Origin of the sequence: Streptomyces sp. H51 (genome assembly GCF_035656535.1) — a bacterium.
In the GTDB taxonomy this organism is placed as follows: Bacteria; Actinomycetota; Actinomycetes; order Streptomycetales; family Streptomycetaceae; genus Streptomyces.
Genome location: NZ_JAYMHD010000053.1, coordinates 121,551 through 132,747, shown reverse-complemented (window position 1 = coordinate 132,747; position 11,197 = coordinate 121,551). Strand labels below are relative to the sequence as shown.

The window sequence follows — 11,197 nt, the reverse complement described above, 5'->3', positions numbered from 1 at the left end:
ACCGCCGAGTCCTACCAAGCAGCCGTCACCCTCGCAGCCCTGCTGATGTGGGCGTGACATTTGACGACAACTCCTAGCAGCCTCTTCGGCGATCGCCGACTCGTATGCCGTGTGCCCCGCGCGGTTCACCCTCCTGGCCCGTCGCGCGAACTGCCCGAGTCCCAACGGCCGTCCTGAGCGCCGGTCCCGGGGAGTGATGATCCGCCACCTCGACGCGACCCGGAATTGATCGACGGCGGCTCGCCCGCCGCGCCCGCCGCCGGTCGCCCCTGATGCGGCGCCCCGACTTCGCGTGTCGCCCGGAGGACTTCGGCTCCTTCGGCTCCTCCTGTTCCCTTCGGTCCCTCCCTGATCCTTTCGGTCCCCCCTGTCACCTTCGGTCACTCCTGCTCCTTTTAGCCCCTCTTGTTCCTTCGGTCCCTTCGGTGAGATCTCTGTACTTCTTGACCGGCGGGACGGCCGGCCAGCAGAATGTGCGCGCTTGAGAGCGCTCTCACAAGCAATGGCGCCTTGGAGGTACCCATGTCCGGTACGGCACGTCATCACCTCACCCGACGGGCGCTGCTCGGCGCCGGAACGGCGACCGCGCTGCTGTCCATGGCCGGCGTGGCGCCGGCCGTCGCAGCGGGCACAAGGCGGACAGCCGCCGGGCCGGCCGGCGCCCGGGCGCGCGGCTACGCCTTCCTCGACGCGGCCATGGACGCCTACCCGGAGCACGGCACGACGCGTCTGGCCCAGAGCTACACCGACCAGGCGGGCCTGTTCAGCACCGCCTTCACCTACGACAACGCCCTCGCCGTGCTGGCCCACCTCGCCCGGCCCGGCCACACCGCGAGCGCCAGAGCCGTGGCGCTCGGGGACGCCCTGCTCTACGCGCAGTCCCATGACCCGCAGTACGACGACGGCCGGCTGCGCCAGGCGTACAACGTCGGCCCGTACGTCTACTACGACGGCTCACCACAGCCGGACGGGTTCGTCCGCGCGGACGGCACGGCGAACGTCGGCACCCAGTTCGGCTTCACCGGTACGGCCGTCGGCGACATGGCATGGGCGGGCATCGCGCTGGCCGCGCTCGCCGCGCGTACCGGAGCGGACCGCTTCCTGACCGGCGCCGTCCGGATCGGTGCCTGGGTGGAGGCCAACGCCCGCACCGATGAACCCCTCGGGGGCTACAAGTTCGGCGTCGACGGGTCCGGGACCAAGCTCCCCTTCACCTCGACCGAGCACAACATCGACCTGACGTCCCTCTTCGGGAGGCTCGCCCGACTGACCGGCGAACAGGTCTGGCTGGAACGGCGCGCCCGCGCCGAGGCGTTCGTCCACCGGATGTGGGACGCCTCCGGCGGCTTCTTCTACACCGGCAGCAACGACGGCGTCACCGTCAACACCTCTCCCGTGCCGGAGGACACCCAGACCTGGAGCTACCTGGCCCTGCGCGAGCGCCGTCACGCCGGGTCGCTCGACTGGGCCCGCACCCGCCTGAAGGTGACGGACACCGCCGACCGTCCCAACAGCACGGTGCCCGCCGGCCAGTCCTACCAGGGCGTCACCTTCAGCTCGGCGTCCCTGGTGGCGGACGAGGACGCGCCCATCGCGCCGTACCAGCCCAAGCCCGACCGCAGCGGCGTGTGGTTCGAGGGCACCGCCCACCTCGCCCTGGCCCTGCGCGAGCGTGACGCGCCTGGCGACGCGCGGCGCGCGGCCCGTCTGCTCGCGTCCATGGAGCAGGGCCAGGACCGGCTCGGGCAGGGGCAGACCGTGGGAGGCAGGGCGCTGCCCGAGCGATCGGGCCTGGTGTCGGCCAGCAGCCCACTGGACACCGGTTTCGGCTTCGGCTACTACCCGTACCGGCACACCGGCGCCACGGCCTGGTACCTGATGGCGATCGCCCGCGCCAACCCGCTGCGCGGCCACTGAGCCGGTCCGCGGGGGACGGCCGTGCCGCCCGGTGCTCGCAGTACCGGGCGGCACGGCCTCGCCGAGCCCTGAACGTGTCGTCAGGCGCTCACCGGTACCGCGCCTATGAGAACGGGGTGGTGAGAACGGAGCCGGTGCCCACCTGGAGGGAGGCCTGGCCGTTGCCGATGGCGTTCCACACCTCGACCCGGATGGTTCCCCCGGACATGTCGCCGAGGGTGCCGGTCGCGGACTGCAGCCCGGCGCGCGAACCCTGGTAGTCCTCGAATCCCGGGACCGGGTCGGTCGCGAAGTACCGGAAGGTCTCCACCCGCTCGAACGTGCCGTCGCCGGTCAGGTCGTAGGAAACCCGGACCTGCTGGCCGAGGCCGACGGTCGTCCCCGCGTCCGTGCGGAAGGTGAAGTTCGTGGTGCGCGCGGGGTCGTACACGCCGGCCACGTTGCGCACCTCGTAGACGAGCGGCTTGTACGGCGTCCCGTCGTGGTTCGTCCCGTCCGCGGAGGCGATGGTGTCGGAGCCCGCACCCGCGGCCTGTTGGGTGCTCAGCTTGCCGCCCGACTGGGGGTACCAGGTGTTTCCCGTGCTCGTCGGTGTCGCCGTCACGGTCGGGGTGGGGCTCGGCGGCGGCGAGGTGTCGCTCGGCGACGGGGTCGGGGATGCGGATGTCCCGTCGGTGGTGCTGGGACTCGGCGACGGATCCGGCCCCACAGCGCCGGACAGCGGGTCGAGGGTCATGTAGGCCTGCTGCGGGTCGCCGTCGTGGACCAGCGACTCGTGGGCGCCGACATCGTCGAAGGCGAAGGCGTACGCCTTGCCGTCGACCATGCGGTCGTGGATCTCGCGGGCGTAGTGGTTGGTGACCGCGTCGTTGTAGAAGTCCGCCGATGACGTGTCGGGCTGGTCGGGATTGTCCAGCAGGGTCGACCGGTTCAGTGCCGCGCACAGCGTGCGGGCGAGGGGGCCGCGCACCAGGTCGTTGGGGGCGTCCAGCCGCTTGTAGCAGCCGTAGACGCTGTCGGTGTCCGGCTTGGTGAAGGAGGCGGCCGGCGCGCCCGAGCCGTCGGTGAAGTTCATGGTGTCGCCCGAGACCCGCCCGTAGTACTTGGTCTGCGGCTGGTTCGCGAACGGGGTGACGGTGAGCGTCTCGGTGGAGTACTTCTGCCAGACGCGGTCGATGTAGTCGTCCATCGACGTCTCCAGCGGTGCACCCGCCTCCATGCCGTGGCTCGGGGCGAGGGCGCGCAATACGGTGCCGTCGGGACGTCGCTGGATCAGCTTCTCCCAGCCGCCGCCCCGGTCCTCCAGGGCCTTGAAGAAGCCCTCGTAACCGCCGGGTTCGAGGTGCCCGGTCGTCGCGACCGATCCGTCGGGCCGCTCGACCCCCACCGCGTAGGGGGCGGAGAACATGTCGACCTGAGTGCTGTTCAGCCACAGGCCACCGTCGTTGAGCGTGTACTCGGACCAGTTGAAGAAGATGTCGCGGTTGGGATCGGTCGGGTTCTGCACGGCGGGCTGCACCAGACCGCCGGTGGCCAGTCTGAAGTCGAGTTTCCGGCCGTAGGAGAAGTACAGCCGGCCGGAGAACCTGGGAATCCTGATCGTGAGGGACTGCCCGTCGGCCGGACCGGCGATGGAGGCGTCCGGTGCCGGTACGGGCGGGACACTGCCGCCCGGCCACTGGTGGAAGGTGCCTCCGGCGTCGGCCCAGCCCTGACGGCCCGTGGAAAGTTCGGTGCCCAGGTCGTACAGGTAAACGGGTTCACTGCTGCCCGAGTTGTTGGTCACGGTCAGCGCAAGGGTGTCCGGCGCCACCGCCTCGGCTCTGGAGGCGGAACCAGCGGCGGTCAACCCGGCCGCCAGCACCGCCGCCGCGGCCAGCGGGGCAAGGCCCCGGGCACGGAGCGACGCCCGGCCCTTCCATCTCGCGGACATGGATGTCCTCCTCGTAGCGGCTGTTCCGGATGAAACGGACGATGAGGGGCCGGGCCGACGCCGCGACGCCACCGGAAGCGGGAAGGCGGCACTGGTGCCGACACCGCGGCGACGCCGAGCCCGCGGTGCGCCGCCCGCGCCCCGCCGCCTGCCCGCCGCCCCTGCTGAGAGCGCTCTCAGGCTGCGCTGCGGGCTATGAACATGTCAATACTCGGGTAGCCGTGCTCCGGGGCGCTGCTCGGCAGGCTTGTCACGTCGGCTCGTGTCCGCCCGGCGCGCACGGTGGCGCCGAAGCCGAAGAGTGGCTCGGGGTCGACCGGCGCCGCGGTCCGGGCCGGTCCGCGGCGGCCGTGTAGCCGACCGCCTCTTGCAGTGGCCTCCCGAACCACTCAGGGGCCCGACCCGCGATGCGGATCAGGTCCCTGAGTGGTACTTCACTGTCGGGGTGGCGGGATTTGAACCCACGACCTCTTCGTCCCGAAGCAACTTGGGACGCTCGCTGTCCTGGGCCTGCTGCGCCTGCCACCTGCGCTGATGGTCCGCTGACGTCCATGGTTGTTCGCGGCTGTGCGTCGTGGTTGTCACGCAGTTAGACACTCACGGCGCCTCGCACGCGGGGCCGTGGCGCGAGGCTCTTAGAGGCCGCGTAGCGCCTCGTACAGGTTGCCGTAGGCGGACCAACAGTCGATGCTGCCGTCTTCGTACAGGTTGCCCATGTACCAGTCGTCGTCATCGACGGGCTTCACAAGGCACAGGTCGTGGAACCCAAGAACGATCTCTGGGTGCAGGATCTCGTGGGCTCCAGAGCCAGCCACCCATTTCACTGCCCGATCGGTGTCCAGGGCGACAGCCTCTTGATCCCCGGACACGTCACGGATCCGCTGAAGGGTCCACTGCGAGGGCAGTTGGGCGTCTGTCACTCTCAGATGGTCTCATCAGCCATCGGGCATCACCGCTTTAGGAGAGAGGGTGGGGGGATCTCGGGTCTGAGCTGTGGATCCACTGGCTGACGAAGCGGGCGGCTACTCGACCGTAGGGAGCCGGTGTTGACCGTGACTCACCCCTGCATCTGGCACGGCTGTGGCACGAACCTCAGCCGACGACAGTCAGCCACGACGGCGAGGGCGCCGACCGACCACGCGCGCGTGTGCCTCGCTGCACCCCCACCAGCCTTGGCCACGTCACTGGCTTTTGTCGTCGATCAGGGGAAGATCCGACGGCCGGCCCGGGATGCGAGCGCTGAGCTCAAGGCCGGAGGCCCAGGCGTCGGCCGGACATCCAGCTGCGACGCAGCATCGTAAACGCGGATCCAACGCCAACTGCTGCTGACCAAGCACGAAGCTACCAACCTTGATCTTTTACGTATCTCCGACATGGGCAACGCCGAAGCGGCACAATACTTCCAGCGAGCATGCACACTCGGCACAGCGGAGGAAACAATGGACCCCAACCTGACGGGCCAGGGAAATCGCGTTTTTGTGAGTTACGCTCATCTTGATGACGAATTACTTAATCAGGCGGTAGAGCACTTCACCAAAGATTTGGGCAGCTTCTATGCTGCCAAAACGGGCGGCGCACTCGATATCTTTTTTGATCGCGAAAGTATTGGGTGGGGCGTGGACTGGAGGCGCAGAATTGACTCTGAGTTGCGAGGGGCTTCCATCTTCCTGCCGATTATCACGATGCAATATTTCAATCGTCCGGCGTGTCGCGAGGAGCTGAACGCTTTTCACGCGAGCGCAGAGCTGCTCGGGGCCGGATATTTGATCCTCCCCGTCGTTATTCTTGGTGCAAGCGGCATCACTGCGGATAGCCAGATGCCCGAGGTGCGACTGATCGAGTCGCTGCAATTTGAAAATCTAGAGGAAGCCTTTTTGGCGGGCCGCGGAACAAGGGAGTGGAGGGAAGCACTTTCGCGCATCACGGACAAGCTGGTTATTGTAATCGCCCGCGCGGAAGAGAACCTTCTGAATGTTGAATCTTCCGAACCGACTCTAGAAGCAGTAGATTGCGATGAAGACTTCGATCTTTTTCAGCACTTTGAAGATTTGAATCAGGTCGGAGAACGTCTTACGCCCGAGATGGAAGAGTCGACGCGAGACCTGACTACTTGGTGCACGGTTGTTCAGGAGGAGATGCAGAAGTTTGGTGCCACTTCGCCAGCGGTGTTGCGAGCTCAATCGGTCGTAATGGCGAAGGCGGTCCAGGAACCGTCCCTAAAATTGCAGAGCAGTGCTACCGCCCTTGCTCAGTCAGTCACCGAGGCAGATGCCCTACTGCGCGCGATGGTAGGACAACTGGTGGGCGTTAACACCTCGCACGGTGCTGAGATGGCAGAAAAGATCATCTCGGATATCACTCAGGGCTCATCAGATCTCCAGCCTTTCGTGGACGGATTGGCGGAAATCTTGGAGATGTTGAAGACCATGGAAATCATGAGCGTCCCATTGCGTAAAGCGATCAAGCCCGGAAGGATCGGGTTCACCAAATTGCAAGACGCGATGAAGACGATCGAAAGATGGCGAGGATTGTCGATTCGATGACCGCTATTCATTCCCTTCGCGACGCTGCTTGAATTTTTCGAACTGTGCAGTGTAGACGTAAAGATAGTCCATCAACGCCTCTGCAAGTGCAAGGGCGTCGGTAGCGTCGTCTTGAGTCACGGGCTTATCGCTATAGTGTGCGCCCTCATTTCCGAGGAGTCGGAGAGCCTGGCTCCATTCCAAGAGGCGCCCGTCGATCTTTCCGCTTTCTTTCAGCTCTTCCAGCATGCGAATAAGAGGTGCCCGCTTGGTGACGCCCTGATCAATGGAGACACCCTCCAAAGTTCTCCGCACCATTACGACAGTAGCCGTATATGCCTTGACCGAAAAGCAGCGGTGTGCTTCCTCGTGCTGTCGCCTTAGCGGTTCAGGAATCAGCCAGCTCAGCATTCTTTGAGTGTTGGGCCAAACGGTGATGGGATCCCCATCCCAGCCGTTCCCGTAGTCCTCTTCCAGCACTAGAACTCCATCGCCGCATTTACTGCATCGGGCGAGTTGGAGAAGAGTCGGGAAGTCCTTTTCTGGATTACTTTCAATCATTGCCCCCTCTACCACGGCCATGACGACTTGATCACAGGTACTGCATGTGGCGAGGATGTTGCTTCCAACGCGATCGGACGCCTCTGTCATGGGGGCATCGTAAAGAGTCAACTGCCCTCTGAGGGTGCTTTTGCTGATCCGGCTAGGTAACCGGGGGCGTGGACCTCGACCGGCGTGCAATGACGTGCCACGCCCTTGTCGTCATGCGACTGCATTCTCCGTGCGGCACGGGCGCCGGCCGGGCTGGAGCGGGACGGAGGCAGGAGCGCAGGCCCGGCCGGGGGCCGTGCCGCGGGCGGGGAGCGGAGCGAGCCGCCTTGAACCCGTGAAGAAGGTTGTAACTCAGTCTTCGGATGGGATGCGCCACAAGGGAGCTGCGTACTGCTCCGGACGGCTGCTGATGAGCAGTTGGCGTAGGGCGTCCCTGTGAGAATTGCTGAGGTTCAGGGCCTCGGTGAGGTGGCGGAACGTCGTGTGGGTGACTCCGCGGGTTCGGGCCTCGCTCTGGAACTGGTCGAGTCGAGACAGTACGTCGTCGGGATCCAGTTTCGTCGGTGGCCGCTCAGTGAGCCACGCTGCCTTGTTGCGCTCATAGTCGATTTCCGAGAAACCGCAGATCTCGCGGCTGTACGCCTCGGCCTCGTCCAGCGTGGCAGTCGTCATGATGGCGCGGGCCAGGCTGTTGCGGCTGACCGCGTCGTCCAGGTCGACTGCGTGGACCGTGGGTCCTTCGTCGGTGAGGGGTACGGGAAGGCCGGCGTCGCGCACCTCGCAGATGCCGCGGGCTCCGCGGGCTGTTGCGGCGAGCATGGCGGTGGCCTCTGAGGGGTGCCATTCCAGGATGCTGCCGATCGACTCCACGTCCTCGGCCGTGAAGGTGTGGACGAGGGTGCCAAGCAGAGGGCACAGGTCGTCGGGGGAGATCTCGCCGTCCAGCCCAGGGCCTGCGACCAGGAGTCGGATCGGGGCGTTGACCTGGCAGCAGGCGGCGAGGGTGAGGGCGTCGGCGAGTGGGCTCTTGAGGGTGGGTTCGTCACCATGGGCGAGGATGTCGCCGCCGACGTCGAGTAGATCGATCGATGCCGGTGCCAGGTGGGATACCAACTCTTCGAGTTGGCGGGTGATGCCCTCGGCGCCGTGGTGCGGATCGAGCAGAGCCAGTGTGTGCGGGAACTCTGCCGCGAGGCGAGGGAGTGTGGAGCCCGCCGGGGCGACCGGCTGGGCCTCGGCCGGCACCGACCAGACGGACTGAGTGACGGGTTCGAGTCCCGTGAAGCTGTCGGCTCCTCGTGGTCCCGGGAGCGGGTCGATCAGGAGGCGGTCCCACGCGTACGCGAGGATCACCGCCCGGTCCTCGTCGCCGTAGAGGGCGGCGTGAAGCATGGCGGCGGCGACTGCGTCGCCCCCTCCTCCTGCTGCGACGATCAACCGCGTCATGCGCTCAGAGTACGGGTTCACAGGTTGGCCACTCACCCTATAGTGGCAAAAGGCCATAGCCACTTGGACGAGGAAAGGAGGGGAGATGCCGCAGATCGAAGAGGCTCAACCGAAGTATCTCCAGATCGCCCACTACATCCGTGACCAGATCCTTCGGGGGGACCTGCGGCCGGGGGACGAGGTTCCCTCGGAACGGCAGCTCGCTGCGGACTGGAAGGTGTCCCGGCCCACGGCCGCGCGGTCGTTGGAGGCGCTGAGTCATCAGGGCCTGGTCGAGAAGCGTCAGGGCTCGGGGACGTACGTGCGTAGCCTCGAAGTGAACCGCCGTGCAAGGGAGTTGTATGGGCGTGCACGGCAGACCGGGAAGATCTACACGCCCGGCGAGTACGCGGTGATCACTTCGGCTGGTTGGCTGGAGGCTCCGGATCATGTCGCTGAAGCCCTGGGCCTGGTGAAGGATCGCCGAGCTGTGCACCGTCGGCGCGTGACCAACAATCAGGACGGTCCGATCACGCTGTCCACTTCGTGGTTCGCTCCGGACGTCGGTCAGCGGGCGCCCAAGCTCACGGATCCTGAGCGGATCCAGGAAGGGACGCTCATGTACGTCGAGCGGATGACCGGGCGTCAAGGCGGCTATGCCGAGGACCGCATGTGCGCTCGGGCCGCCACGGACGAGGAAACGGCCGACCTGCGGTTGGAGCCGGGGTCCGCGGTTCTCATCGTCCATCACGTCGTCTTCGACCTCCAGGACCGCCCTCTGGAGTTCGCCGAAGCCACCTACCCGCCGCACCGCTGGGCGTTCGAACAGGGCTACCCGCTCACCTGACGACGACTCGCCAGTTCCGGCGAACGGCTTGCGCCTCGAAAGTGGCTAATGCCACTATCCAGCAAGTGGCTAAGGCCACTTGGAGGAGGTAGGGGCACGACGTGACGAGTCGGCGGCCGGTGCAGGACGCGCGGTTAGCTTGCCGGGGGTGTCGGGGGCGTGGATGGAAGCGCGTCGGCTCCCGAACGGTGCTGGCCCTCTCCACGGCCAACGACCGCAGCCGTGCCACGTCGAAGCGGCGCTGCCTCGACTGCGACGGCAGCGGCAAGGAGTGAGCAAGCATGACCTACACGATCGACCGCCACCCCTGTGAGGACTCACCGCGGCTCGGAGCGATGACCTTGCACCCGGAACCGGAGTCGGTCTCCCGCGCCCGGCGCTGGTTCCGGAAGTTCATCGCTCCGTACAGCCCGTCCTGCTCGGTCGACGACTGCGCGCTGATGATCTCGGAGCTGGTGACCAACGCCATCCGCTACGGGAGGTCGGACGACTCGTGGGTGGTGCGGGTCGAGTGGTACCGCGAGGGAACCTCGCTTCGCGTCGACGTGCACAACCCGGGCTTCCCGGCGAGTGTGCAGCTGCGGCACCCGGAAGCGGACGACGCCCACGGGCGGGGATTGCTCCTGGTTGACTCCATCGCCGACTCCTGGCACTCCGGGCCTAGCTGCTTCGGCGGAACGGTCGTCTCCTTCGTGGTCGCCAATGCCTGGCAGGCGTGATGGGATAGCCCACCTCTTCTACTGCCGCTGCTTCGTGTCCCTGCTGTCCGACCGGGGCGTCCCGCTGGAGGAGATCTCCCGGCTCGTCGGGCACTCCGGAACGGCCGTGACCGAGGAGGTCTACCGGAAGCAGATCCGGCCCGTGATCCAGACCGGCGCCGTGGTCATGGACGGGATCTTCGGCGCGCAGGCACGGCAGCCGTAGACGCGCGGAAAGCGAGAGTCACGGAGATAGACACGCACGCAGAAACAGGTGAGGCACCTACCGAAATCGGTAGGTGCCTCACCTGTTGTTTTGGCTGTCGGGGTGGCGGGATTTGAACCCACGACCTCTTCGTCCCGAACGAAGCGCGCTGCCAAGCTGCGCTACACCCCGGTGTCGCTGCAGTCCTGCTTGTCGCGGCGACGTCGTTAACTTTAGCCCACCGGTGGCTGTAGACGAAATCCGGTTTTGCCGCGGTGGCGGATCAGGTCCGGGCGGGTGTGGTCGACGAGCACCAGGATGGCGGCGAGGGCGCAGAAGGCGAGGCCGAGCAGGAGGGCGTCGGCGAGGACGTCGCGGTAGCCGTGGGCGCCGACGTCGAGGAAGGGGTAGAGGTAGCGGGCCGGCGTGTCGGGCGGGAGCAGTTCGCCTCGGGCCAGGGAGAAGGCCAGGTAGGTCAGGGGGTAGAGCATCCACGCGGCGGTCTGGCGCAGGTGCAGGCGGCCGGGGGGTGTGAGGAGCAGCCAGTCCAGGAGCACCGCGGCCGGGATCGCCGTGTGCAGGATCTGGTTCGCGGTCCACTGCCAGCCGGTCGGCGGGGTGCCTGTCATCGAGAACGGGCTTGCCGCGTCCGTCAGCAGCAGGTGGTACACCGCGCCCGCGATCGTGACGTACAGCAGCGTCGCGCCCGTCCAGGACGACGGGAGGGGGTGGCGGGCGGTCCACGCTCGGCGGGCCTGGAGCGTGAAGACGACGGCCAGCAGGATCTCGCTCTGGATCGTGAAGTGGCTCAGGAGCCGTCCCGGGCTGCCGAGCCACAGGTCGACCGTGACCGCCGCTGCCGCCGCCAGGGCGATCAGCAGGCGGTACGCGGCGACCAGGGGGCGGCGTACGGGGGTCACCACCGCTGTCGCGGGGACGCGGGAGGGCTGCGTCGCGAGCATGCCGGGGATCGAGGGGAGGTCCGGTATGTCCTTGGGGATCGGGGCGGTCATGCCCTCAAATTAGGCAATGGCGACGTATGGGGCTATTCGGGCGGGGTGTCCGGGTTACGTGAACCGCGTCCACGCCCTGTTGTCG

8 protein-coding genes, 1 tRNA gene and 2 pseudogenes are annotated in these 11,197 nt (G+C 66.6%); 5 read left to right on the top strand and 6 right to left on the bottom strand.

The genetic code is table 11. From position 1 onward, the window contains the following. Positions 1-522: 522 nt before the first annotated feature. Positions 523-1,917: a Tat pathway signal sequence domain protein gene (locus VKA29_RS19350; RefSeq protein WP_324787118.1), complete on the top strand. Its 1,395-nt coding sequence runs from the start codon at positions 523-525 to the stop codon at positions 1,915-1,917. A gap of 715 nt (positions 1,918-2,632) precedes the next feature. Here the strand turns inward: VKA29_RS19350 and VKA29_RS19345 are convergent. Further along, positions 2,633-3,850: pseudogene (locus VKA29_RS19345) on the bottom strand (glycoside hydrolase family 64 protein); the annotation flags it as partial. A gap of 635 nt (positions 3,851-4,485) precedes the next feature. After that, on the bottom strand, positions 4,486-4,665 hold the full coding sequence (locus VKA29_RS19340) for a hypothetical protein (protein ID WP_324787117.1): 180 nt from the start codon (positions 4,663-4,665) through the stop codon (positions 4,486-4,488). Between the two features lie 558 nt (positions 4,666-5,223). On the opposite strand from VKA29_RS19340, the gene VKA29_RS19335 reads away from it, so the two are divergent. Continuing rightward, entirely contained in the window at positions 5,224-6,393 is a 1,170-nt protein-coding gene (locus VKA29_RS19335) for a toll/interleukin-1 receptor domain-containing protein (protein WP_324787116.1), read from the top strand. A 3-nt stretch (positions 6,394-6,396) separates the two neighbouring features. Here the strand turns inward: VKA29_RS19335 and VKA29_RS19330 are convergent, their stop codons facing one another. Together VKA29_RS19330 and VKA29_RS19325 are read right to left on the bottom strand one after the other, a co-directional pair. Next, positions 6,397-7,023 (bottom strand): DUF4145 domain-containing protein, encoded by a 627-nt coding sequence (locus tag VKA29_RS19330; RefSeq protein ID WP_324787115.1) that lies wholly within the window; start codon positions 7,021-7,023, stop codon positions 6,397-6,399. 252 nt (positions 7,024-7,275) lie between these two features. Next, positions 7,276-8,370, bottom strand: coding sequence for a DUF1152 domain-containing protein (locus tag VKA29_RS19325; protein WP_324787114.1), 1,095 nt, complete (start codon positions 8,368-8,370; stop codon positions 7,276-7,278). Positions 8,371-8,455: 85 nt separating this feature from the next. On the opposite strand from VKA29_RS19325, the gene VKA29_RS19320 reads away from it, so the two are divergent. The 3 genes and pseudogenes from VKA29_RS19320 to VKA29_RS19310 form a co-directional block, all read left to right on the top strand. After that, positions 8,456-9,196: a GntR family transcriptional regulator gene (locus VKA29_RS19320; protein ID WP_324787113.1), complete on the top strand. Its 741-nt coding sequence runs from the start codon at positions 8,456-8,458 to the stop codon at positions 9,194-9,196. 281 nt (positions 9,197-9,477) lie between these two features. Next, positions 9,478-9,915 carry an ATP-binding protein gene (locus tag VKA29_RS19315; RefSeq protein ID WP_324787112.1) on the top strand — a complete coding sequence of 146 codons (438 nt, stop codon included), beginning with the start codon at positions 9,478-9,480 and terminating at the stop codon, positions 9,913-9,915. Positions 9,916-9,946: 31 nt separating this feature from the next. Beyond that, positions 9,947-10,120, top strand: a pseudogene (locus VKA29_RS19310) (site-specific integrase); the annotation flags it as partial. Positions 10,121-10,217: 97 nt separating this feature from the next. Here VKA29_RS19310 and VKA29_RS19305 read toward each other — a convergent pair. Together VKA29_RS19305 and VKA29_RS19300 are read right to left on the bottom strand one after the other, a co-directional pair. Further along, positions 10,218-10,291, bottom strand: a tRNA-Pro gene (locus VKA29_RS19305). A 41-nt stretch (positions 10,292-10,332) separates the two neighbouring features. Beyond that, the gene (locus VKA29_RS19300) at positions 10,333-11,112 is read right to left on the bottom strand and encodes a Pr6Pr family membrane protein (RefSeq protein WP_324787111.1); all 780 of its coding nucleotides are present in this window, start codon (positions 11,110-11,112) and stop codon (positions 10,333-10,335) included. Between the last annotated feature and the right edge of the window lie 85 nt (positions 11,113-11,197).